Annotated in this window: 25 protein-coding genes; 15 read left to right on the top strand and 10 right to left on the bottom strand. The window is 70.8% G+C overall.

Annotated elements, in window-relative coordinates; translation table 11 throughout:
- Positions 1-36 precede the first annotated feature (36 nt).
- On the bottom strand, positions 37-402 hold the full coding sequence (locus K6T36_RS10330) for a PadR family transcriptional regulator (protein ID WP_222921211.1): 366 nt from the start codon (positions 400-402) through the stop codon (positions 37-39).
- Positions 403-735: 333 nt separating this feature from the next.
- Between K6T36_RS10330 and K6T36_RS10325 the strand changes: the two genes are divergently transcribed.
- The 6 genes from K6T36_RS10325 to K6T36_RS10300 all read left to right on the top strand — a co-directional run bounded on the left by K6T36_RS10325 (position 736) and on the right by K6T36_RS10300 (position 4,748).
- On the top strand, positions 736-1,269 hold the full coding sequence (locus K6T36_RS10325; RefSeq protein ID WP_222606561.1) for an inorganic diphosphatase: 534 nt from the start codon (positions 736-738) through the stop codon (positions 1,267-1,269).
- 127 nt (positions 1,270-1,396) lie between these two features.
- The gene (locus tag K6T36_RS10320; RefSeq protein ID WP_222921210.1) at positions 1,397-1,564 is read left to right on the top strand and encodes a hypothetical protein; all 168 of its coding nucleotides are present in this window, start codon (positions 1,397-1,399) and stop codon (positions 1,562-1,564) included.
- Between the two features lie 149 nt (positions 1,565-1,713).
- Complete coding sequence (locus K6T36_RS10315; RefSeq protein WP_222921209.1) at positions 1,714-2,637, top strand: rhomboid family intramembrane serine protease; 924 nt, start codon at positions 1,714-1,716, stop codon at positions 2,635-2,637.
- A gap of 4 nt (positions 2,638-2,641) precedes the next feature.
- Complete coding sequence (locus tag K6T36_RS10310) at positions 2,642-3,508, top strand: endonuclease V (protein ID WP_222921208.1); 867 nt, start codon at positions 2,642-2,644, stop codon at positions 3,506-3,508.
- Between the two features lie 96 nt (positions 3,509-3,604).
- A complete protein-coding gene (locus K6T36_RS10305; RefSeq protein ID WP_222921207.1) occupies positions 3,605-4,429 on the top strand; it encodes an SDR family oxidoreductase in 825 nt (274 codons plus the stop codon).
- Positions 4,430-4,433: 4 nt separating this feature from the next.
- Positions 4,434-4,748: a DUF8152 family protein gene (locus K6T36_RS10300; protein ID WP_222921206.1), complete on the top strand. Its 315-nt coding sequence runs from the start codon at positions 4,434-4,436 to the stop codon at positions 4,746-4,748.
- A 9-nt stretch (positions 4,749-4,757) separates the two neighbouring features.
- Here the strand turns inward: K6T36_RS10300 and K6T36_RS10295 are convergent, their stop codons facing one another.
- Positions 4,758-5,990, bottom strand: coding sequence for an ArsA family ATPase (locus K6T36_RS10295; protein ID WP_222921205.1), 1,233 nt, complete (start codon positions 5,988-5,990; stop codon positions 4,758-4,760).
- Between the two features lie 255 nt (positions 5,991-6,245).
- A complete protein-coding gene (locus K6T36_RS10290; RefSeq protein ID WP_222921204.1) occupies positions 6,246-7,346 on the bottom strand; it encodes a pyridoxal phosphate-dependent aminotransferase in 1,101 nt (366 codons plus the stop codon).
- 75 nt (positions 7,347-7,421) lie between these two features.
- On the opposite strand from K6T36_RS10290, the gene K6T36_RS10285 reads away from it, so the two are divergent.
- Entirely contained in the window at positions 7,422-7,961 is a 540-nt protein-coding gene (locus tag K6T36_RS10285; RefSeq protein ID WP_222921203.1) for a CinA family protein, read from the top strand.
- 133 nt (positions 7,962-8,094) lie between these two features.
- Positions 8,095-8,601, top strand: a complete 507-nt coding sequence (locus K6T36_RS10280) for a metal-dependent hydrolase (RefSeq protein ID WP_222921202.1) — start codon at positions 8,095-8,097, stop codon at positions 8,599-8,601.
- Positions 8,602-8,654: 53 nt separating this feature from the next.
- On the opposite strand, the gene K6T36_RS10275 is transcribed toward K6T36_RS10280, so the two are convergent.
- Positions 8,655-9,416, bottom strand: coding sequence for a PHP-associated domain-containing protein (locus K6T36_RS10275; protein ID WP_222921201.1), 762 nt, complete (start codon positions 9,414-9,416; stop codon positions 8,655-8,657).
- Between the two features lie 179 nt (positions 9,417-9,595).
- On the opposite strand from K6T36_RS10275, the gene K6T36_RS10270 reads away from it, so the two are divergent.
- A complete protein-coding gene (locus K6T36_RS10270) occupies positions 9,596-9,892 on the top strand; it encodes a DUF7565 family protein (protein ID WP_222921200.1) in 297 nt (98 codons plus the stop codon).
- A 148-nt stretch (positions 9,893-10,040) separates the two neighbouring features.
- Here the strand turns inward: K6T36_RS10270 and K6T36_RS10265 are convergent, their stop codons facing one another.
- From K6T36_RS10265 to K6T36_RS10240, 6 genes are all read right to left on the bottom strand, one after another.
- Positions 10,041-10,496, bottom strand: a complete 456-nt coding sequence (locus K6T36_RS10265) for a transcription elongation factor Spt5 (RefSeq protein ID WP_222921199.1) — start codon at positions 10,494-10,496, stop codon at positions 10,041-10,043.
- A gap of 2 nt (positions 10,497-10,498) precedes the next feature.
- On the bottom strand, positions 10,499-10,672 hold the full coding sequence (locus K6T36_RS10260; protein WP_222606548.1) for a protein translocase SEC61 complex subunit gamma: 174 nt from the start codon (positions 10,670-10,672) through the stop codon (positions 10,499-10,501).
- A gap of 237 nt (positions 10,673-10,909) precedes the next feature.
- Positions 10,910-12,100 carry a cell division protein FtsZ gene (ftsZ, locus tag K6T36_RS10255; protein ID WP_222921198.1) on the bottom strand — a complete coding sequence of 397 codons (1,191 nt, stop codon included), beginning with the start codon at positions 12,098-12,100 and terminating at the stop codon, positions 10,910-10,912.
- A gap of 173 nt (positions 12,101-12,273) precedes the next feature.
- Complete coding sequence (locus K6T36_RS10250) at positions 12,274-13,797, bottom strand: D-aminoacyl-tRNA deacylase (protein WP_222921197.1); 1,524 nt, start codon at positions 13,795-13,797, stop codon at positions 12,274-12,276.
- Positions 13,798-13,881: 84 nt separating this feature from the next.
- The gene (locus tag K6T36_RS10245) at positions 13,882-15,207 is read right to left on the bottom strand and encodes a sodium:calcium antiporter (protein ID WP_222921196.1); all 1,326 of its coding nucleotides are present in this window, start codon (positions 15,205-15,207) and stop codon (positions 13,882-13,884) included.
- 126 nt (positions 15,208-15,333) lie between these two features.
- Positions 15,334-16,335, bottom strand: coding sequence for a calcium/sodium antiporter (locus K6T36_RS10240; protein ID WP_222921195.1), 1,002 nt, complete (start codon positions 16,333-16,335; stop codon positions 15,334-15,336).
- 137 nt (positions 16,336-16,472) lie between these two features.
- On the opposite strand from K6T36_RS10240, the gene K6T36_RS10235 reads away from it, so the two are divergent.
- From K6T36_RS10235 to K6T36_RS10210, 6 genes are all read left to right on the top strand, one after another.
- Positions 16,473-17,309: a shikimate dehydrogenase gene (locus K6T36_RS10235; protein ID WP_222921194.1), complete on the top strand. Its 837-nt coding sequence runs from the start codon at positions 16,473-16,475 to the stop codon at positions 17,307-17,309.
- A gap of 103 nt (positions 17,310-17,412) precedes the next feature.
- Entirely contained in the window at positions 17,413-18,231 is an 819-nt protein-coding gene (locus K6T36_RS10230; protein ID WP_222921193.1) for a helix-hairpin-helix domain-containing protein, read from the top strand.
- 74 nt (positions 18,232-18,305) lie between these two features.
- Positions 18,306-19,982, top strand: coding sequence for an anthranilate synthase component I family protein (locus tag K6T36_RS10225; protein ID WP_222921192.1), 1,677 nt, complete (start codon positions 18,306-18,308; stop codon positions 19,980-19,982).
- Positions 19,979-20,569: an anthranilate synthase component II gene (locus tag K6T36_RS10220; protein WP_222921191.1), complete on the top strand. Its 591-nt coding sequence runs from the start codon at positions 19,979-19,981 to the stop codon at positions 20,567-20,569. The genes K6T36_RS10225 and K6T36_RS10220 overlap by 4 nt, the downstream gene beginning before the upstream one ends.
- The gene (locus K6T36_RS10215; RefSeq protein ID WP_222921190.1) at positions 20,566-21,609 is read left to right on the top strand and encodes an aminotransferase class IV; all 1,044 of its coding nucleotides are present in this window, start codon (positions 20,566-20,568) and stop codon (positions 21,607-21,609) included. Before K6T36_RS10220 ends, K6T36_RS10215 begins: the two co-directional genes overlap by 4 nt.
- A gap of 35 nt (positions 21,610-21,644) precedes the next feature.
- Positions 21,645-22,070, top strand: coding sequence for a Rieske (2Fe-2S) protein (locus K6T36_RS10210; protein WP_222921189.1), 426 nt, complete (start codon positions 21,645-21,647; stop codon positions 22,068-22,070).
- Positions 22,071-22,083 lie beyond the last annotated feature (13 nt).

The raw sequence follows: 22,083 nt of genomic DNA, 5'->3' as shown, positions 1-22,083 counted from the left end.
GCGACGTCCCGCGGGTGGTTCTGTGCGGTTGTGCGGTTACGCGTCGAGCGCGTCGTCGACGAGCGCACGGATGTCGTCCGCGCGCGACTCGTCGGTGACGTACTTGCCGACGACCCAGTCCAGGCGGTCGAGCACGGCCTTGCGGCCGGTCTCGGTCAGCTCGTACTGGTTCGTCCGCTTGTCGAGTTCGCTCTTCTCCACCAGGTCGAGCTCGACGAGGTCGTCGAGGTTGGGGTAGAGTCGCCCGTGGTTGACCTCGGCGTCGTAGTAGCTCTCGAGCTCTCGCTTGATCGCGAGCCCGTACATCGCCTCCTCCGAGAGGATGACGAGGATGTTCTGTTGGAACGCGGTGAGATCGCGCGCGATATCGACCACTTCGGTTTTCGATTGTGCCTCTGACATGGTCAGCCGGTGAGAGGTCACGGGAGTATTTAATTGTTACCAACCAAAAAGAACGATTCGGCGAATAGAACGCCTGAGGACCGACTATTCGGACGATTTGTGATCTCCCATCCCCCCCGGATCGTCGACTGCTCGTTTTCCAAAAAACGCGTGAGAGGGATAAGGCCTCGGCCGTCTATATTCGGGTGGTCGGGCCCACGTCATCCCCGAGGAGTATCGCCGTCGATCGGACCGCGACGGTCCGGCCCCGCGGTCGGCGGCGGGAACGCTTCGTTCGCTGATTTCACCGCATGCCGAAAGGTCTTTGCTCGCGTTGGCGGAACCGCCAGGCGCATGACGAACCTCTGGGAAGATCTCGAGACGGGACCGAACGCTCCCGAGGAGATCTACGCCGTCGTGGAGTGTCTGAAGGGAGAGCGGAACAAGTACGAGTACGACAAGGACATCCCCGGCGTGATGCTCGACCGCGTCCTCCACTCGAACGTTCACTACCCCTCGGACTACGGCTTCATCCCGCAGTCGTACTACGACGACGAGGACCCCTTCGACGTGCTGGTGCTCGTCGAGGACCGGACGTTCCCCGGCTGCGTCATCGAGGCGCGTCCGGTCGCGCTCATGAAGATGGACGACGACGGCGAGCAGGACGACAAGGTCATCGCCGTCCCGAGCGAGGACCCGCGGTACGACCACATCGAGGACCTGGAGGACATCCCGCAACAGCAGCTCGACGAGATCGACGAGTTCTTCGAGACCTACAAGAACCTCGAGGAGGGCAAGGAGGTCGAGACGCTGGGCTGGGAGGACAAGCAGGCCGCGATGGACGCCATCGAGCACGCCCAGGACCTCTACGACGAGCAGTTCGCGTAGGCGGCGAACCGCCCCGTTTTTCGCCGCGCCCGACCCCCGGATTAGCCGTGAGCATGGCCCCGCCCGAGCGCATACGTTATGAGCATGGGTAATCTTTTGTGGCACAACCGGCAAGGTACACCCGAACATGGCCGCGAAACAGCCCACCGTCGGCATCGACCACGTGACCGTCGTCCCGACGAACGCCGCCCGCGACGACGACGGCTCGACCGCCGACAGCGACGCGGACGACGCCGACGAGCACGGTGTCGTCGCTGCCGACGACGACGACGACCGCGCCGGCGACGACTCCTGATCCGACTCCCGACCGGACCGGATCGATAGGCCGATCGCCGGTAGAAAGACGGGGCACCCGCCGGGATCGGCCCGTCGGTCGCCGGCGCGTGTGTGCGTTCGGACCCGGAAGGGGGCAGACATATACCCCGCCCGGGGCTAGGGCGGGTAATGGCGAAGTGCGCGGAGTGCGGCGAGTACGAGAACCTCCCGTACCAGTGCAGACGCTGCGGACAGACCTTCTGCTCGGAGCACCGGCTTCCGGAGAACCACGACTGCGCGGGGCTCGGGGAGTGGAACGATCCCGGCGGCGTCTTCGACTCCGGCTTCGACGACGGCGTCGAGGAGGGCGACTCCGGCGGCGTCGGCTCCCGGGTGAAGTCCAGGATCGACCGCGAGACGAGCACCGGCGGCATCATGGGCGCGTTCCGCGGAAACATGACGTACGTGTTCCTCGCGGCGATGTGGGTCACGTTCGCCGCCCAGTGGGCGGTGATCCTCACGGGCGGCCCGTGGCAGGACATCTTCGTGCTCAGCGAGCGCGCCCTCCTGCAGGGGTACGTCTGGACGGTCGTCACCTCCATCTTCTCGCACTCCCCGACGGTCTTCTTCCACATCGCGGGCAACTCCATCGCGCTGTACTTCTTCGGCCCGCTGGTCGAGCGCTACCTCGGCTCGAAGCGCTTCACCGCGATGTTCCTCATCACGGGCGCGGTCGCCGGCCTCTCGCAGATCGGCGTGGGCGCGCTGCTCGGGGCGTCGCCCGCCGGCGGCGTTCTCGGCGCCTCGGGGGCGATCATGGCCGTCATGGGCTTCCTCTCGGTCGTGAACCCGAACCTGAAGGTGATGCTGCTCATCCCGCCGATCCCCCTGAAGATCCGGACGATCACGCTGCTGTACGCCGGCTTCTCGCTGTTCGGCGTCGTCTCCAGCGGGAGCGTCCTCGGCGGCGCCGGCGGCATCGCCCACGCGGCCCACCTCTCGGGGCTCGTCCTCGGCGTCCTCTACGCGAACGTCGCCGACGGCCGCCGGAGCGTTCCCAACCAGATCGGCAGCGGCGGCGGCGGGCTCGGCGGCGGCCGCCGGCGGTTCTGACCCGATGCCCGACCCCGTCCGCCCGGAATACCTCCCGGATCCCGCGCTCGACCGAGAGGCGATGGAGGCGCTCCAGCGCGACATCGCCGACGCCGCCGAGTTCGTCGACGGGCTCCCGTTCGACCCCGCGAGCGTCGATGTCTGCGGCGACAGCGACGACGCCGTCGACCTCGTGGACTTCGGCGGCGACGCGACCGACGGCGACGCCGAGGCTCCTCCGGCCGAGCGCGACCAACGCGACGGCGACCCGGCCGGTGACCCGCCCCTCGTCGCCGGCGTCGACCAGGCGTTCCTCGACGACCGCGCCGTCTCGGCCGTCGTCGTGCTCCGCGGCGACGAGGTGATCGAGCGCACGTACGCGGTGACGGAGCTGTCGATCCCATACATCCCCGGGTTGCTGGCGTTCCGGGAGGGCGGTCCGATCGTCGACGCGCTGGCGACCCTGGAGGCCGACCCGGACCTGTACGTCCTCGACGGGAGCGGCCGCGTCCACTTCCGGCAGGCCGGAATAGCCACCCACGTCGGCGTCCTGTTCGACGCGCCGGCCGTCGGCGTCGCCAAGAGCCTCCTGTGCGGGACGCCCGACGACCCGGTCGACGGCCGGCCCGCGGGCTGGCGGACGCCGGTCCGAGCCGACGACTCGGTCGACGCGCCGGCGGGGACGACGATCGGGCACGCCTACCAGTCCCGGCAGTACGACTCCTCCCCGGTGATCAATCCGCTGTACGTGAGTCCCGGCCACCGCGTGAGCGCCGGGACCGCGGTCGATCTCGTCGCGGCGCTGTGTGACGGCTACAAGCTGCCCGAGCCCACGAGGCTGGCGGACGCGTACGCCGACGAGGCGAAGCGCGAGGTCGCCGAGGGCGAGTGACCGCGCCGGAACCGATGTCGCCGGCGACGCGGTCGGCCGATACGACCCGGCGACGAGACGGCGGGAGTTAACTTCGGGGCCCCCGAGGGCGCTGACATGACCAGGACCGTGCTCATCACGGGGTGCTCGTCCGGCATCGGGCGGGCGAGCGCCGAGGCGTTCCTCGAGGAGGAGTGGACGGTGTACGCGACCGCGCGAAACCCGGCCGACATCCAGACGCTCGGCGACCACGACGACTGCAAGATCGCGACGCTCGACGTGACCGACGGGGACGACATCGAACGCGTCGTCGACCGGATCCTCGACGAGGAGGGTCGAATCGACGCGCTCGTAAACAACGCCGGCTACGGCCAGTTCGGACCGATCGAGGACGTGCCGACCGACACCGTCCGCGACCAGTTCGAGGTGAACGTGTACGGCCCCCACCGGCTGATCCGCGAGGTGCTGCCCGCGATGCGCCGCCGCGAGGACGGCGCCATCGTGAACGTCTCCTCGGCGGCCGGCCGGGTCTCGTTCCCCGGCGGCGGCGTCTACTGCGGCTCGAAGCACGCGCTGGAGGCGATGAGCGACGCCCTCCGCAACGAGGTCCGCGAGTACGGGATCACCGTCTCGCTGATCGAGCCCGGCCCCGTCGAGACCGGCTTCGAGGACCGCGTCGAGTCCGAGATAGACGGCCTCGACCGCTCGGGCGCCTACGAGTCCTTCTACGATCTCGTCGAGGACTACGACGCCATCGGCGGCGGCGGGTTCGGGGCAGTCGAGCCCGAGCGTGTCGCCGAGGACGTCGTCGACGCCGCGAGCTCGACGAAGCCGCCCGCTCGCTACCCCGTCGGCCCGCTCGCGACGGTCGCGGAGATCGGTCGGCTCGTCCCCACCAGGATCGCCGACTCGCTGTGGTCGTTCGCGTCGAAGCTCTCGTGAGCCCGTGAGCGACACCGACGACGGGGAGACGGACGACCGGCTCGACGCCCTCCACGAGCACCTCGCCGCGACCGCCGAGCGGCCGGTCGCGCGGGCCGCGAGCGCCCACCTCGGGGAGGCGGAGGCCGTCGCGCGCGACCTCGCGGAGCGACCCGCCGAGCCGGAGACCGTCCGCGAGCGCGCGGGCCACGTGGTCCGCCTGCTCCGCGAGGCCGGCGACACCGAGGACGAGGCGGCCGAGGAGCACGTCGCCGCGGCGCTGGAACTCGCTGAGGATCTGATCGATGAACCGGGCGACGGCGACGGCGATTCGACGTAGCAGACCCCCTCAGGCCAGACAGGCGGCGACGACTCGCAGGGCGTTCTCCCCGCGAACCTCGTCGGCGAGCAGGGGGACGCGCTTCACGTCGCGGCCGCGGTAGAGGTCGGTCGCCTTCGCGAGGCTGTTCTGCTGCACCTCCCAGCGACGCTGGCAGAACTCACAGTCCTCCAGGTTCGGCGTGACGATCCACGAGGGGTCGACGCCGTCGCCGAACTCCGCGACCTCGCGCGGGTCCTCCATCACGCGGTTGACGACGAGCGTGTTCACCGGGATGGAGAACTCGTCCAGCCGCTTGACGAGCCGCTCGGACTCGACGACGCTCATCTCCTCGGGCACCATCACGACCCGGAAGTCCGTCTTCGTGGGGTCCTGCAACGTCTCGCGCAGCCGCGTGATGCGCTCCTTCAGCTCGTCGAGGTCGGGCTCCCCGGCGGCGCCGTCGCCCATCCCGAACATCCCCTTCATCCCCTCCATCATCCCGGAGAACTGCTGTTTGAGTTTCATGATCCGCCCGACCATCGAGTCGAGCGTCTCGGGGAGTTGGAGCAGGCGGAGCGTGTGCCCGGTGGGTGCGGTGTCGACGACCACGCGGTCGAAGCGCGGGTCGTCGAGGTGTTCGAGCAGTTGGCGCATCGCGGCCGCCTCGTCGGCGCCGGGCATCGTCCCGCCGAGCATCCCGCCCATCGGCGAGTCGGCCATCGCCTCGCCCATCCCGCCGAGGCCGCCGAGGGGGTTCTCGCCGGCCCCCGAACCCGTATCGTCTCCCGCATCGCCGCCGGCCGCAGCCCCGGCGTCGTCGTCCTCGCCGCCGGTCGCCATCCCCGCGCCGAACATCCCCTCCTCCATCGCGGCGTCGGGGTCGATCTCCGCCGCGTACAGCGGCACGTCCTCGCGAATACGCGACGGGTGGGCGGGGATGTCGGTGTCGAGCGTGTCCGACAGCGAGTGCGCCGGGTCGGTCGACACGACGAGCGTCGCGACGCCGTCGTGGGCGCTCGCCAGCGCGGTCGCGGCCGCGCACGTCGTCTTGCCGACGCCCCCCTTCCCGCCGTAGAGGACGTACTCCGGGGCGTCCGGGCCGTCGAGCCCGGCCGCGCCGCGCACGTCGATCCCCGCGCCCATCCGCGACGGCGCCGCGTCGTCGCCGCCGGCGCCGTCGCCGGCATCGACCTCGTCGGCGTCCGCGGGGTCGTCGGGGTCGTCGATCTCGTCGACCGGCTCCACGTCGATATCGCTCATTGCCGGGGTGGAGGAGACGGGAACTTGTCTATCCGTTGGTAGCGCGACGACCGAACATGCGGGACAACCGAACGTGCGCGGGCCAACCGAACACGCGGTCGTCGGAACGGCCGACGGTTGAAATACGAAGACGGCACCACCTCGTCCCGGACGGTTCGGGTCGTCGGCGCCGACCCACAGTCCGCGTAGCCCCTCGCGTGCCGCCGGAGCGCCCGGGGCCGAGCAACGGAAGCGACGGCCGTCCGTCGACGGCAGTCAGCCGAAGTAGTCGGTGAGCCGTGCGGCCGCCTCCTCGACACGCGGCGTCACCAGAGCGAACCGGAGCCACTCGTCGCGCGCCGAGCCGAAGGTCTCGCCCGGCATCCCCGCGACGCCGCCCTCGTCGATCAGACGCTTCGCGTTCTCCATGGTCCCCGGGAAGCCCTCGAAGCGAGCGAGAACGTAGAAGGCGCCGTCGGGGGAGGTGTACTCGGCGCCGGCGGCGTCGAGCGCGTCGGTGAACGTCGCGGCGCGCTCGCGCAGCATCGCGCGAACGTCGGCGTAGTACTCGGCGTCCGTCTCGCGCAGCGCCCGCAGCACCGCGGCCTGCGGGGGACGCGAGGTCGTGACGTTGACGAGCATGTGCCGGGTCTTGGCGGCGTCGACGAGGTGCTCCGGGAGCACCGCGTAGCCGACGCGAAAGCCGGTGATCGCCATCGACTTCGAGTAGCCGGTCGTCACGATCACGCGGTCGCTGTCGAGCGTCAGCGCCGACTCGAACTCGCCGGTGAAGTCGAAGTGGTCGTACACCTCGTCGGCGACGAGCGTCGCGTCCACCTCCTCGGCGACGGCCGCGAGTTCCCGCATCGTCTCCCGGGAGTACACCGCGCCGGTGGGGTTGTTCGGCGTGTTCACCAGGATCAGGCTCGTCTCCTCGCTTGCGGCCTCGCGGAACCGCGCGGGGTCGAGGGAGCCGTCGCGTTCCGCGGGGACGAGCGTCGCGTCCGCGTCGAGCAGCTCGGTCTTCCCCGGGTAATACGGATAGACCGGGTCGGTCAGGAGCACTTCGGAGCCGGCGTCGCGATCCAGCGCGGCGGCCATCGCGAGGTAGTTGGCCTCGCCGGTGCCGTTGGTGACGACGATCCGGTCGGGGTCGACGTTCCGGCGTGCGGCGATCTCCTCGCGGAGGTCGCGAAGCCCCTCGCTGGGCGGGTACTGGAACTCGTCGGGGTCGGCGTCCGCGTACTCGCGGAGCCCGTCGCGCAGCGCGGCGGGCGGCTCCCAGTCGGGGTTGCCCGACACCATGTCCACCACGTCCCGGTCGGCGGACGCGGCGTACTGCATCACGTGAAAGAACTGCGGGCGCTCGTAGTGCACGGCTTGTCGGCGGTACTGCGAGCCGTCGCTCCTTCACTCCCGCGGTCTTAAGCCGCCGCCGAGAGACCGTCGGGTATGCGCGAGTCCGAGACACGCGAGTCCGAATCCGGTCCCCGGATCGAGGAGCGCGTCGGCGACGCGCTCCGGGACGCGGACGGGACCGTCGCGACCGCCGAGTCGTGCACCGGCGGCCTGATCGGGTCGCTGCTGACGGACGTGCCCGGCTCCAGCGACTACTTCGACCGCTCGGTCGTCACCTACAGCTACGACGCGAAGCTGGAGGAGCTGGCGGTGCCGCGGGAGCACCTCGACGCGGAGGGGGCCGTCTCCGAGCCCGTCGCCCGCGCGATGGCGCGGGGCGTCCGCGACACCGCCGGCGTCGACTGGGGCGTCTCGACGACCGGGATCGCCGGCCCGGACGGCGGCAGCGACGAGAAGCCGGTCGGGACGGTCTTCGTCGGCGTCGCGTACGCCGGCGCGTGGGGATCCGGGCAGAGCGAAGCGACCGTCGAGCGCTACGAGTTCGACGGAACCCGGACGGAGATCAAAGCGCGGATCGCGAGACAGGCGCTTTCGGACCTGCTGGCGGCCGTGGAGGAACGCGAGTCGGAGTAGCGGGTAACCGAGTCGGAGTAGCGGGTAACCGAGTCGGAGTAGCCGGGAACCCGCCAGTACCGCGCGACCGCGACCCGATCGGAGCGAGGCGGGAGCCGAAACGGTTTGGTCGCTCGCGGCGGCACGGGGAGACGTGAACAAGAAGGGCCACGTGCTGAACGCGATCCTCCTCGCTATCGGCTTGGGCTATGTCTTGCAGCCGTCGGGCGATCTGGAGACGTTCCGCACCATCGCCGAGCTGTTCGTCCCGCTCGTGCTCGGCGCGCTGTTTCCCGACGTGGACACCGCCTTCGGCAAGCACCGCAAGACGCTCCACAACCTCCTCGTCCTCGGCGTGATCCTCGCGTACCCGATCTACTTCGGGAACCTCCAGTTCGTCTGGATCGGCGTCGCCACGCACTACCTCCTCGACGTGGTCGGGAGCAAGCGCGGCATCGCCCTGTTTTACCCGCTGTCGAGTACCGAGTACGGGCTTCCGGTCGGGGTCCCTACCTCCAGCAAGTGGGCCGACACGCTCACCGTCGTCATCACGCTCCTCGAACTCGCCGCGCTCACCGCGGTCCAGTACTTCCTCGTCGACCTGAACACGGGGACGCCGCGGGAGGCGGTCGCGACCGTCCTCGCCGGGCTGCCTGTGTGAGGCGCGCGCCGGCGACGACTCCGGGCCGGGGACGAGCGCGCCGCGACCGCCGGTCAGTACACGGAAACGTCGTCGAACCGCCCGTCGTAGGCGATGTGTCGCGGGTGCGTCGCCTCCATGCCCGAGAGGAGGAGGCGGTCGAGCTTCCCCCACGAGTTCTCGTACCCGAGATGGGCGAACTCCACCAGCCGGCGGAGTCTCGTCGCCGGATCGCTCCGCTTGACCACCGAGCGGGGGACGCCGTCCTTCAGTGCCGACACGAGCGCGTCCTCCCCGCGAACGTCGCCCTCGAACTCGGTCCAGGCGGCGCCGACCGTCCCGTGGACGTGCGCGTACGAGGAGCCGAACGTCGGCAGGTCGAACGCCTCGGCGATCCGACGGCCGCGGTCGTTTTGCCCGCCGAACAGCTTCGCGTTGTACGTCTCGACGCCGTCGATCCGGTCGCGGTAGGCGCCGACCTCGGCGCGGGTGAGGCTCACGTTCAGGAACTCCGGATGGGGGACGAGCACGGCCGCGCCCTGTCGCTCGAACTCCGCGAGCGCCGCCTCGAAGGAGATGAAATCGGGGACGGGCTCGGAGAGCCCGATCGCGAGGAGGTGACGGCGGTTCCCCCAGTCGCCGGTGAACACCTCCCGCGCCGGCACCACGGTGAGGTCGTCCGTCGAGAAGCGCTCGGCGCGCTCGCGGATCTCGGGCAGGCGCGTGAAGTGCGGCGCGTACACGAGCGTGTCGACGCCCGACTCCCGCGCCCGCTCGACGACGCGCTCGTCGAGCACCTTCACGTGGGGGTCGACCCGCGTCCGTCCTCCGGTCACACGCGGAGGTACGTCGGGTCGAGGTTAGTGATTCCGCTTTGGGATCGAGGGCGGGCGCGGGGACCGACGATCGCGAACGGGGACGAGACCGGGGACGGGAGCGGAGACGGGAATGCAAACGGGGACGGGGCCGCGATCCCACGGGAACGTTTAAGCGAGCCTGTCGTCTGCATCCGGGTATGTCCCGGTGGGCCTGTGGCCTCGAAGGGTGCGACGCGGCGTTCGACGCGGTCGAGGACGCCGTCGTCCACCAGACGACCGCACACGACCGACACGAGTGTCAGGTGTGTGGCGCCGTCGTCCCGGACGGCTACTTCGCCATCCGGCACGCCTTCGACGAGCACACCCGCGCCGAGTTCGTCCGCGCGTACGACGCCGACTCCGACGACGTCCGCGAGCGCGAGCGGATCAAAGCAGACATCGAGGAGATCGCGGACCTGGACCGGATCGTCGAGCGCGTCGACGGCGCGGTCTGAGCGTCGCGCCGGAACGCGGGATCGAGATCGACCCGGAAGCCGTAGCGGTCGAACCGGAAGATATGGCTTCGGACGACTGAGAGCGGCGCGGAGAAGTCGAACCGAGCGGTTCGCGGGAGGTGAACTATCGCTCGTGTGAGTCGGGGCCCTACCGCTCGTCGGAATCGAGCACGCGGATCTGGTCGCCGCGGACCGTCACGGGGATCGGAACGGTCGCCTCGTACAGCTCGACGGTCACCTGGTCCTTGCCCTCGTCGATGCGCTGCACCTGCGCCTTCTCGCCCTTGAACGGGCCGGCGATGAGCTCGACGATGTCGCCCTCGGCGATCCCCTCAACGTCGGGGGTCGGCGAGAGGAAGTGCTCGACCTCCGACATCGACGACCGGCCCGCCTCGCCGCCGGGGCCCTCGACGAGCCCGCGGGCGTGGGGCACCTCCTCCAGCACGCGCCGGATGATCGCGTCGTTGTCGGCCTCGACCATCACGTAGCTCGTAAGCTGGTCGGGCGCGAGGACGGCGTGGATCTCCGCCATCTCCTTGCTCGCGATCATGTCCGCGACGGTGCGCTCCTGGCTGGCCGTCGTCTTCACGGAGTAGATGGGCACCGTCAGATCCCCCCGGTGAGGACCGACATGACCGCGAAGATGACGAATCCGAGGAACCCGACGAGGAAGATGCCTGCACCGGCGATCTTGGAGATCTGGGAGAACTCCTCCCAGGAGGGCGTGCTCGCCAGCTTGAGCACCCTGACGTAGCTTGTCAGGTCGTACTTGACATCCATGGTTATCGGGCGTACTTCGCCGCACCTTCTATATCTGTTGCTCTGCCCCCGAACCGGCCGTCACGGCGACGCACGCGCCGGGGAGGATAGGCTGCGCGCGCTGTGATGGATCGCCTGCGCGGGCCGCGGTGAATGGGCTGCGCGGGCCGCGTGATATGCGGGAAAACGGATCGCGGAGGGCGCCGAGGGCGGGGAGTCACCGCCGCGGGACTCCGGCGTCGGCGACGAACGATCGGATTATTCGACGTAGTCGATGTCCTCGAGGTTGTCGCCGGCGGCGACCTGCGCGGCCTCGTTGCGGCCGTAGATCTGCGGGGAGTCGACGCCGGTAACGACGATCATCGTGCGCATCTGGCCGTCGAGCTCCTCGTCGATCGAGGTGCCCCAGATGATCCGCGCGTCGGGGTCGATCCGGTCGTAGATCTCCTCCACGACGCCCTCCGCCTCCTCGATGCTCATGTCCGAGCCGCCGGTGACGTTCACCAGCGCGGAGTTGGCGCCGGAGATGTCCACGTCGAGCAGCGGCGAGCGGAGCGCGGACTGGACCGACTCCTGGGCCTTCGTGTCGGAGTCGGACTCGCCCAACCCGATCATCGCGACGCCGCCCTTCTCCATGACGGTGCGGACGTCGGCGAAGTCGAGGTTGACGAGGCCCGGCTTGGTGATGAGCTCGGTGATGCCCTTGACGCTGCGCATCAGCACCTCGTCGGAGATCTTGAACGCCTGGCGGACGGGGAGCTTCCCGACGGCGTCGAGCAGGCGGTCGTTGGGGACGACGATCACGGTGTCGGCCACGTCGCGGAGGCGTTCGAGCCCGGCCTCGGCGTTCGTCCGTCGCACCTCGCCCTCGGCCGTGAACGGCGTCGTGACGATGGCGATGGTGAGCGCGCCGATCTCGCGGGCCGCCTTCGCGACGACGGGCGCCGAGCCGGTGCCGGTGCCGCCGCCCAGCCCGGCGGTGACGAACACCATGTCCGAGCCGTCGAGCGACTCCGCGATCTCGGACTGCGACTCGATGGCCGCCTCCTCGCCGACCTGCGGGAGCGAGCCGGCGCCGCGACCCTGGGTCTTCTCCTGACCCATCAGGATCTTGGTGTCGGCCTCGATGTTGACGAGGTGTTGCACGTCGGTGTTGGCCGCGACCAGATCCGCGCCGTGGATCCCCTCCTCTGCCATCCGGTTCACCGTGTTGCCGCCGGCGCCGCCGCAGCCGACGACGGTGATGTTCGTCTGGAGGTCCTTCAGGACGTCCTGAAGCTCCTCGTCGGTCATCTTCCCCGTGCGCGGAGCGTCGTCCCCCGATCCGGACGAGTCCGCCGCGGCGTCGGCGCCGGCCTCGCCGGACGCCGGGTCCGCGGAGGCACCGTTCTCCCCCGCTTCCCCGGCCTCCTCGGCCTCGTTGATCGCGTCCTCAACGATGGAGTCCATAGGTATGGGCAGCCGTTGCCGACGGAGAGTTATTATCCTTCCCCCTCGCGTCTTGCATCCGTCAGACGCCCTCCCGTCGGTCGACGCGCGCCCGGAAGGCGGAGACTGCGCCGACATCGGCCCCTCCGAAGACCGACCGATCACCGTCCGACCGGTCGCAGGGCACCTTCCAGTCAGACAGAAAACACTTCCTCGCGCTCGCGAGCGACCGTCTCCGGACGGATCGTCTCGCCGTCGACCTCGACCGGCTCGCCGGCCGAGAGCGCGCCGAACTTGGGCCCCTCGGGGATCCCGAGCGTCGCCGCCCGCTCGGGGTCGAACGACTCGACGCGGGCGACGACCGCGCCGTCCTCGCGCGTGACCTCGTCGTACTTCTCGGCGAGCACGGCCGCGAGGTCGTCGACGAGCGCGTCGTACGGGTCGGCGGCGACATCGGCGGCGCCGTCGTCGGCGTCCGCGGGGTCCGAGGGATCCGCGGCGTCGACCTCGCCTGTTCCGCGGTCGGCGGGGAGCGCGACCCGCCCGGCCGCGCGCGTCCCGGCCTGCTCGGTCTCGAATGCGACGGCGTGGCGCTCGACGGCCGCGCGGGCCGCGTCGGCGTCGATACCCTGCGCCTCCGCGAGCAGGTCGGCGGGGAGATCGACGACGCGGTAGGCGTCGCCGGGGTCGGCGAAGTCGGCGCCCTCAACTTCGATGTCGCCGACGCGGTCGCCGAACCGGAGCCCGTCGTCGACCGGGCGGAGGTCGGCCTCGAGCGACGCGACGAGGTCGAGCGGGCGGTCGTCGACCGCGCGGAGCCACGTCTCGCTCACGACCCGCACGTCCCGGTCGGCGAGCGACTCGCGGAGGACGGGGCGATCGCCCTCGACGAGCGCGAACGCGGCGTCGCTGGCGCGGATCGCCGCGTCGAGCACGTCGCCGTGTTCCTCGGGGTGACCCAGTTCCTCCAATTGCCAGTCGGAGGCGATGTGTCCCACGCCCCACGCTGTCTCGCGGATCACCCGTTCGAATTTCGGGGCGTAGTGGCCGCCGCCGAAGCCGACGACGTGGCGCGGGCGGTCGGGGTCGCCGACGGCGATGCTCGCGCCCCGAGTTGGGAGTTCCAGCACCGCCCGGGCGACGGCGTCGGCGCCATCCGGGTCGTCCCACTGCTCGTCGTCGCTGCCGAGTTCCGCGAACACCGCGGGCGTCGCGAGGTCCGTGGGGCCGTGGTGGGTCCCCTCGATGGCGACGCCGTACCCCTCGGGCGCGTGCTCGTCGAACCCGGCGACGAGTCCCCGCTGGACGCCCGGGCAGGCGGGCGCGAACGATCCCGGCTCGCCGCCGTACTCCGCGTCCCCGAAGTTGCCCGTGAAGTGGCACGTGAGCAGCGGACCGGTGTCGCCGGAGTGCCGCGAGACGAACACGAGGTACTCCGGGGGCTCGGAGAAGGCGGGCGTCGGGTCGTCGAGGCGGATGTGGAGGTCGTCGAAGCTTCGGAGTTCGAACCGTGTGGGCACGTCGCCGGCGGAGTGTTCGTCGCGTCGGCCGACCGCGTCGGCGGCGACTGCGTCGGCGTCGAGCGTGTGGAACGTGCCGCCGCCGTCGGCGTCGTCGCGGGCGGGGTCCGTCCGTTCGGTCCACTCTGCGCGCGCGAGCAGCCGCTCGGCGATGTGGGTCGAGGCGCGGTCCGCTCGGGAGACGACGATGCCGATCACTGACCGGGCGTAGCGGCCCGGCGGCCGAATACGCGTCGGTTTCGGACGGGAACAGGAACGTGGGCGATCAGTTCCCGACGCCGGTCAGTCGGCCGGCTGTTCCGCGTCCCGGCCGACCGCGTCGCGGATGGTCGTTCCCGTGAGCGACGCGACGTCGCGGATCTCGTCGCGGCGGGTCGCGAGGAGTCCGATCGTGAGCACGATGTAGAGGACGGTGTACGCCTGCAGGAGGAGGATCGAGTTGGCCTCCGCCGCCGCCTCGGTCATCGTCCGGATGAAGTAGAACTCGATCAACACCTGCGAGAGGAACAGCGCGAGCAACACGAGCGCCTCGCCCACCGAGATCCGGAAGTTGATCAGGATGGCGAGCGCGAAGAAGCTCTGTGCGGCGGTGATCCAGATCTCGGCGGCCTGCTTCCCGTCGAACATGAGCACGCCGTACTGTCCCAGCGAGATGCTGTACACGACCGCGAGCGTCCCGATGAGCAGCGTCCACTGGTTCAGCTTCGAGGAGATGAGCGCGTTGAACGCCGCCGTCGCGCGCGCCTTGTTGACGAGGTACGCGGTGACGATGAGCTCCGGGCTCTCGGAGGCCAACGGCGCGATCCACTGGATCATGAAGAACTCGGGGATCCCGTACTGGAGGCCGAGCCCCTCCAGCCCGTGGGCGAACGGCTCGACGGCGGTGAAGATCAGCAGTCCGGAGTAGCCGAACAGCCCGAGGACGGCGGTCGCGCGGACGGGGAACGGCTTCGACTGGAGGTACGCCGGGACGCCGACCTGGTCTTCGATCTCCTCCACGTCGCCGCGGATGACGACGAGGATGTACGCGGCGTACAGCCCGACGAGCACCAGCGTGTCGATCCCGCCGATGCCGCCGCCCAGCGGCACGGTGAACGCGTAGACGGTCGCGGCGAACAGGAACGCGATCTCGAGGGCGATGTCGCGGTCGAGCGAGACGTAGTCGCCGAACGCCCGGTCGGTCGTGACGACGTTGGGGTCGTCGCCGCGGGTGTACGCCTGATAGATGGAGAACAGCGCGATGCCGGACCAGCCGATGCCGATGAGGATCCGGTTCGCGCCGGTCATGTTCGCGACCGCGAGGTTCGCCGCCTGCGCGTCGCCCTGGCCCGCCTGCCAGGCGTACAGCGCGTCGACGGCGTACTCGGGCGCGACCGCCAGCACGGCGAGCACGGCGATCGCGAACGCGCGCGGCACGTCCTTCTCCGCGGTCTCCGCGCCCCACGCGAGCAGGAACGACGCGCCCAGCACCGCGACGCCGCTCACGGCGACCGTTCCGAGCGTCGAGAACGCCGCGGCTCGCCCGGTCGCCCACGAGACGATCCACGGGAGGGTCAACGCCAGCCCACCGAACAGCGCGATGAGCGGGCTCCGAAGGCGTGAACTCATTACCGCCACGGAGCCGGGGGCTACCCCTTACTCTTGCGTTTCACCGCGATCGGGGCGAGCGGAATCGTCGCCGGCGACGGGAGATCGGCACCCGCGACGGCTCCGGCCCCGCCGAAGGCGACACCGTCAGGGAATCAGCAGGTAGAAGAACACGAGATACCCGCCCAACAGCACGGCGCCGTCGAGGCGACCGACCTCGCCGCCGCGCAGCATCACGACGACCGCGGCGACGGTGAAGGCGATGAGCGCCGGGAAGTCGAACGAGGAGACGCCCGAGGAGACGAACACCGGGACGATGACCGCGAGCAGCCCCAGGACGGCGAGCACGTTGTAGATGTTCGAGCCGACGACGTTGCCGACCGAGAAGTCGGCCTCGCCGCGGACGGCGGCGACGACGCTCGCGGCGAACTCCGGCAGCGAGGTCCCGAACGCCAGCACCGTCAGCCCGATGAGTCGCTGGGTGAACCCCAGTTGGTACAGCATCGACCGGCCGCTGTCGATGAGCCACCGGGAGCCGAAGAACAGCAGCGCGAGCCCGACCACCAGGTACACGACGTGGCGGATCGAGAGTCCTCCGGGGTCCACGTCGGGCATCTCCTCGACGACGGCCCCGCCGTCGGCGACCGCGCCGGACTCGTCGACGCCGGCGTCCTCGGCGACCGCCCCGCGGTAGAGAACGACCGTGAACGCCGCGAGCACGAGGAGGAACACGCCGCCCTCGAGGCGGCCGATCGTGCCGTCCAGCCCGAAGAGGACCACGAGCACCGCCGCAAGCGCCATGAACGGGACGTGCTTGCGGACGACCTCGCGCGACACCGACAGGGGCCGGATCAGCGCCGAGACGCCGAGCACGAGCCCGATGTTGGCGATGTTCGACCCGACGATCGCGCCGAGTCCGAGCTGTGCGTCGCCCTCGACCCCGGAGATCACGCCGATGAACAGCTCCGGCGCCGTGGTGGCGAACGCCACCACCGTGACCCCGACGAGCGCGGCGTGGAGGCCGACCCCGAGCGCGAGCCCGGCCGCCCCCTTCACGAGCACCTCCGCGCCCAGATACAACAGCACCACCCCCAAGAGCAGAAAGAGACCGTGTTCGGTCAAGAGTACCTCAGCGAGCTGTAACACCATCGTGCTGGCAGTTCGACGTACCTCACTTGAACACCGGTGCCCCGCATATCACAACTGAGTCCCGGAGACGGCTCCGTGGCGCCCCCGCGTCGTCCCGCCGTCGGGACGCTTTTCCGGCCGCTCCGGGAGGGGTCGGTATGGACGTGTACGGACTCATCGGGAACCCGGTCGGGCACTCGCTGTCGCCGCCGATGCACGAGGCCGCATACGACGCGCTCGGGATGGACGCCCGCTACGTCACCTTCGAGCCGGACGCCGACGACGGCGCCGCCGCCGTCGAGGCCGCGGCGACGCTCGGTGTCGCGGGGCTGAACGTGACGGTGCCGTTCAAGCGGGACGTACTGGACGCGGTCGAGCCGGACGACCTCGCGGCCGAGGTCGGCGCGGTGAACACGGTCGACTTCCGGAGCGACCCGCCGCGGGGGTACAACACCGACGTGGCCGGCGTCCGCCGGGCGTTCGACCACCACGGCGTCGAGCGCGACGGCGCCTCCGCCGTCGTCGTCGGGGCCGGCGGCGCCGGACGGGCGGCCGCGTTCGCCCTCGCCGAGGGAGCGGCGTCGCTCCATATCGCCAACCGCACCGCCAGGCGCGCGGAGTCGCTCGCTGTGGAGGTTCGCTCGGCGCTTGCGGACGACCCGGACACGCCGACGGCCGTCTCCGCGGGCGGACTCGACTCGTTGGCCGAGCGCGTTCCGGACGCGGACCTGCTGGTGAACGCGACGACCGTCGGGATGGAGACCGACGAGACGCCCGTTCCCGCGGCGTACCTGCACGACGGGCTAGCCGTGCTCGATGCGGTGTACGCCCCGCTGGAGACGCGCCTGCTGCGGGAGGCGGGCGAGGCCGGGGCGACGACGGTCGACGGCGCGTGGATGCTGCTGTACCAGGGCGTCGAGGCGTTCGAGCGCTGGACCGGCGAGGACGCGCCGGTCGACGCGATGAACGAGGCGCTCCGGACGGGACTGGAGTAGCCCTCCCACCGGGCGTGTGACACCGGGTCGTCACCGCTCCTCCCCGGTGTTTTCCCGCCGATCTGCGCTGGATTTTTAAAAAGGGACGGCGTGGGTTCGCCAAATGGGACTCCTTCAGCAGATCAAACGACTGCTTGGCATCGGCGGCGATCAGTCGGGCGGTCGAACGACCGAGACGTCGGTGACGGTTGAGCGCGAGCGCGACGAGCCGGAGCCGGAGACGACGACCGAGGACGCCGTCAAGGGGACCGACGAGGACGACGCTGGGGGCGTCGACGACGGTGAAGCCGACGACGAGGACGCGGCCGCCGCCGGCACCGACGCCGCCGCCTCGACCGGATCGACCGTCGACGCCGACGACGAGGGCGCCGCCGAGCCCGCCGAGGCCGCCGCGAGCCCCGGCACGGAGTCGGTCGACGAGGAGGTCGACGAGGACGCCGGCGAGGAAGTCGACGAGGATGACGACGACGTCGCGGAGGCGGACGAGACGGCCGAGGACGACGACGAACCCGTCGCCACGGACACCGACGCCGCCGCCTCCACGGACTCGCTGGTCGACGAGGCGGAGGCCACGGACGAGGCGGCCGCGAAGGCCGAGCCCGCCGAGGCCGCCGGCCCCGAATCCGAGGACGTTACGACCGACGTGGACGAGATCGAGCCCGACGACGACGACGAAGCGACCGACGCCGGCGACGAAGCGACCGACGCCGACGACGAAGCGACCGACACCGATACCGCCGACGTTCCGGTCGACCAGGTCAAGGGGATCGGTCCCGCGTACGCTGAACGCCTCGAAGAGATCGGGATCGAGACGGTGGCGGACCTGGCGGCCGCCGACGCCGAGGCGGTCGCGGACCGGACCAGCGTCTCCGAGAAGCGCGTCGGGCGCTGGATCGACCGCGCGGCCGAGTTCGAGGCGTAGCGACCTGCGCGCACCCCGGCGATAGCGCCGGCCCGAACCGAACCCGCTTTTTCGCTGCCGCGACACGGCCACCCATGGAGACGGTCACGGACCGCGAGCGGTTCCGACGGCTCGCGGCCGACGCCCCGCCGGACGCCCGGATCCCCGTCGAGGGGCGGGTCGCGGTCGAGGACCCCTTCGACGCCTACCGCCGCGCCCGACGCGGCGGCCGGCCCGGGATATTCTACGAGACGACCGGCGGCCAATCCGGTTGGGGACACTTCGGCGTCGACCCCGCGGAGACGCTGACGGTCGGTCCCGAGGCGGTCGTCCGCGACCCCGACCACCCGGGCCACGGCGACTACGCCGCCCCGTCGCCGACGCTGTCGGCGCTCTCGGGGCTGCTCGACGCCGGGAGGCTCGTCCGCGGCGACTGCGACGTGCCGTACCCGTGCGGCGCCTTCGGCTGGCTCTCGTACGACGTCGCCCGCGAGTTGGAGTCGTTCCCCGAGGACGGCGCGGTCGACGACCGCGGCCTGCCCCGGCTTCAGGCGGCGGTGTACCCGACTCTCGCGTCGTGGGAGGAACCACGGCCCGACGGCGAGACCACCCTCCGGATCACGTCGTGTCCCCAGCTCGCGGACCATCCGGACGCCGACGCGGCCTACGACGCCGGCGTCGCCGCCGGCGGCGACCTGATCGACCGGATACGCGACGGCGACCCAGAGGTCGGCCCCGCGCCCGCCACCGGCGACGACGGTGCCCCGGCCCCCGACGGCGACGAGTCCGGGCCGCCCGACTGCGACGACGCCGCGCCGGCATCGGCGTCGGCGACCTTCGAGAGCGACTGCGGTCGCGCGGCGTACGCCGACCGCGTCCGCCGCGTGAGGGAGTCGATCCGCGCGGGCGACACCTTCCAGGCGAACGTGAGCCAGCGCCTGGCGGCGCCGGCGGCGGTCCACCCCGTCACCGCCTACGCGGCGCTGCGGGCGCGCAACCCCGCGCCGTACTCCGGGCTGGTCGAGTTCCCCGGCGTCGACCTCGTGAGCGCCAGCCCCGAACTCCTCCTCCGCCGTGAGCCGGCCGACGACGACCCTGTCGGAGACAGCGGTGACGACGAGGGTGCCGGGGGCGCTCGACTCGAAACGGAGCCCATCGCCGGCACCCGACCCCGCGGCGACAACCCGGAGACAGACGACGCGCTGGAGGGCGAACTCACGGGCGACGAGAAGGAGCGCGCGGAACACGCGATGCTGGTCGACCTGGAGCGAAACGACCTCGGGAAGGTCAGCGCGTACGGCAGCGTCTCGGTGCCGGAGTACCGCCGGGTCGACCGCTACTCGGAGGTGATGCACCTCGTCTCGCTCGTCGAGGGGACCGAGCGCGCCGACCGCTCGCTGGCGGACACCCTCGCGGCGGTCTTCCCCGGCGGCACCATCACCGGCGCGCCGAAGCCGAAGACGATGGCGATCATCGACGCCCTGGAAGGCACCCGCCGCGGGCCGTACACGGGGGCGATGTTCGCCGCCGGCTTCGACGGCCACCTCGTCGCCAACATCGTCATCCGGACGCTCGTACGTACGGGCGACCGCTACCATCTCCGGGTGGGCGCCGGCATCGTCCACGATTCCGACCCCGAGGCCGAATACGAGGAGACGCTGGCGAAGGCCCGCGCGCTCGTCAGATCCGTGGACGACGCGCTCGACGCGGACATGGCGGTCGAGGGCGATGGCGCGGACGCGACAGGAAGGGACGCGGAGGTGGACGAGTGACCCGCGTCCTCGTCGTCGACAACTACGACTCGTTCGCGTACAACCTCGTCCAGTACGTCGGCGAGCTGGCCGACGAGGTGCTCGTCCGGCGCAACGACCGCGTCGGCGTCGGCGACATTCGCGCCCTCGACCCGGACGGGATCGTCGTCTCCCCAGGCCCCGGAACCCCCGAGGAGGCCGGCGTTTCGATCCCGGTGTTCCGTGAGCTCGCGTACCCGACGCTGGGCGTCTGTCTGGGTCACCAGGCGCTGTGTGCCGCCAACAGCGCCGCGGTCACGCTCGCGCCGGAGGTCGTCCACGGGAAGCCCTCGGACGTGCGCCACGACGGCCGCGGCGTGTTCGGCGACCTCCCCGACCGCGTCGAGGTCGGCAGGTACCACTCGCTGTGCGTCGAACACGACGCGATCCCGCCGGCGCTGGTCGAGACCGCCTGGACGGACGACGAGCGCGAGGTGGTGATGGGCGTGCGCCACGCGGACCGGCCCCACGTCGGCGTGCAGTTCCATCCCGAGAGCATCCTCACGCCCGACGGGAAGGCGATGATCCGCAACTTCCTCGGGATCTGCGACCGAGGTGGGATCGAATGAGCGACGACGCCGACGCGACAGCCGGCGATGACGGCGACGGCGACGATGGCGACGACCTCGTCTACCACGTCGACGGCGACCTCGTGCCCGCGACCGAGGCGTCGGTGTCGGTGACCGACCGCGGCTTCCAGTACGGCGACGCGGCCTTCGAGACGGTCCGGGCGTACGGCGGGACGCTCTGGCGGTGGGACGCCCACGTCGAGCGCCTGTTCGGCAGTCTCGACGCGCTCGGGATGCCGGCGGACGAGATGGGGCTATCGGCGCTCGACCTACAAGCACGAGTGCGCGGCACCCTCCGCGCGAACGACCTCGCGGACGCGTACGTCCGGTTGTCGGTGACGCGCGGGGAGACCGCGGGGTTCGCGCCGCCCGCGGCCGGCGAGACGGATCCCACGGTCGTCGTCCTGGTGAAGCCGCTTCCGCGGGGCGGCAGCCCGGACGCCGGCGGCGAGTCCGTCTGGGACGGCCCGGCGACGCTCCAGACGGTGAAGACCAGACGGGTGTCCGACCGGGCGATCCCGAGCGACGCGAAGACGCACAACTACCTCAACAACGTCCTCGCCCGCGTCGAGACGCGCGTCACCGGCGCCGACGAGGCGGTCATGCTCGACGACGACGGTCGCGTCGCCGAGTGTGCGACGGCGAACCTCTTTTTCGTCGACGACGACGCGATCCGCACCCCCTCGCTGGACGGGCCGGTACTCCCAGGCGTCACCCGCGCGGAGGTGCTCGACATCGCCCGCGAGGAAGGGTTCCCGATCGAGGAGGGCGCGTACACCCCCGACGACGTGCGCGGCGCCGACGAGGCGTTCATCGCCTCCTCGATCCGCGAGATCCGCCCGGTCGGGACGTACGACGGCGTCGAGATCGGAGGTGGACCGGTGACGACGCTGCTGTCGAGACTGTACGACGAACGCGTGGAGGCGGAATGCTACGCCGACGGACCGGACGACGACCCCGGTGTTGACGGAGCCGAGAACGACGGCCACGGCGGCGGCGACATCGACGGCGACGGCGACGCGGACCACGCGCCGGAATAGGGAGGCATACAAGCCCGCCCGTCCTCCCGGCGGGCATGGACGAGGACGCGCGCGTCGCCGACGCCGACGACGTGCCCGAGGGCGAGACGCTGTTGTTCACCGTCCGCGACGGCGACGGGGAACTCGCGGAGGCGTTCTGTACCCGCCTGTCGGACGGGACGGTCGTCGCGTACCGCAACTACTGCCAGCACTGGACGGACGTGCGCCTCGACAAGGGCGACGGCGCCCGCGTCACGAACGGCGAGGTGTGGTGTCAGAAACACGGCGCCACGTTCCAGCTCGACACCGGCGTCTGCGACTTCGGCCCCTGCGAGGGCTCGGTGATGGAGTCGGTGGACGTGACCGTCGCCGACGGCGGCGTGTACCTCAATGACGAGGAGTACGCCCTCGAGCACCTCGGGCCCAGCGGCGTCGACGAGGGCGACGGCGGCGACAGCCGGATCGACTTCACCGGGAACTGATCCGTCGGCCGGA

This window comes from Halobaculum roseum (genome assembly GCF_019880245.1).
In the GTDB taxonomy this organism is placed as follows: Archaea; Halobacteriota; Halobacteria; order Halobacteriales; family Haloferacaceae; genus Halobaculum; species Halobaculum roseum.
Note: the sequence above shows the minus strand (reverse complement) of the source record. Positions and strands in the feature narration are given on the sequence as shown.

Coding starts and splice junctions, on each gene's coding strand:
- K6T36_RS10230 (WP_222921193.1), top strand. CDS start 17,413: ATGGGACTCCTTCAGCAGATCAAACGACTGCTTGGCATCGGCGGCGAT.
- K6T36_RS10260 (WP_222606548.1), bottom strand. CDS start 10,672: ATGGATGTCAAGTACGACCTGACAAGCTACGTCAGGGTGCTCAAGCTG.
- K6T36_RS10210 (WP_222921189.1), top strand. CDS start 21,645: ATGGACGAGGACGCGCGCGTCGCCGACGCCGACGACGTGCCCGAGGGC.
- K6T36_RS10215 (WP_222921190.1), top strand. CDS start 20,566: ATGAGCGACGACGCCGACGCGACAGCCGGCGATGACGGCGACGGCGAC.
- K6T36_RS10245 (WP_222921196.1), bottom strand. CDS start 15,207: ATGAGTTCACGCCTTCGGAGCCCGCTCATCGCGCTGTTCGGTGGGCTG.
- K6T36_RS10325 (WP_222606561.1), top strand. CDS start 736: ATGACGAACCTCTGGGAAGATCTCGAGACGGGACCGAACGCTCCCGAG.
- K6T36_RS10235 (WP_222921194.1), top strand. CDS start 16,473: ATGGACGTGTACGGACTCATCGGGAACCCGGTCGGGCACTCGCTGTCG.
- K6T36_RS10225 (WP_222921192.1), top strand. CDS start 18,306: ATGGAGACGGTCACGGACCGCGAGCGGTTCCGACGGCTCGCGGCCGAC.
- K6T36_RS10320 (WP_222921210.1), top strand. CDS start 1,397: ATGGCCGCGAAACAGCCCACCGTCGGCATCGACCACGTGACCGTCGTC.
- K6T36_RS10270 (WP_222921200.1), top strand. CDS start 9,596: ATGTCCCGGTGGGCCTGTGGCCTCGAAGGGTGCGACGCGGCGTTCGAC.
- K6T36_RS10315 (WP_222921209.1), top strand. CDS start 1,714: ATGGCGAAGTGCGCGGAGTGCGGCGAGTACGAGAACCTCCCGTACCAG.
- K6T36_RS10330 (WP_222921211.1), bottom strand. CDS start 402: ATGTCAGAGGCACAATCGAAAACCGAAGTGGTCGATATCGCGCGCGAT.
- K6T36_RS10285 (WP_222921203.1), top strand. CDS start 7,422: ATGCGCGAGTCCGAGACACGCGAGTCCGAATCCGGTCCCCGGATCGAG.
- K6T36_RS10295 (WP_222921205.1), bottom strand. CDS start 5,990: ATGAGCGATATCGACGTGGAGCCGGTCGACGAGATCGACGACCCCGAC.
- K6T36_RS10310 (WP_222921208.1), top strand. CDS start 2,642: ATGCCCGACCCCGTCCGCCCGGAATACCTCCCGGATCCCGCGCTCGAC.
- ftsZ (WP_222921198.1), bottom strand. CDS start 12,100: ATGGACTCCATCGTTGAGGACGCGATCAACGAGGCCGAGGAGGCCGGG.
- K6T36_RS10305 (WP_222921207.1), top strand. CDS start 3,605: ATGACCAGGACCGTGCTCATCACGGGGTGCTCGTCCGGCATCGGGCGG.
- K6T36_RS10240 (WP_222921195.1), bottom strand. CDS start 16,335: ATGGTGTTACAGCTCGCTGAGGTACTCTTGACCGAACACGGTCTCTTT.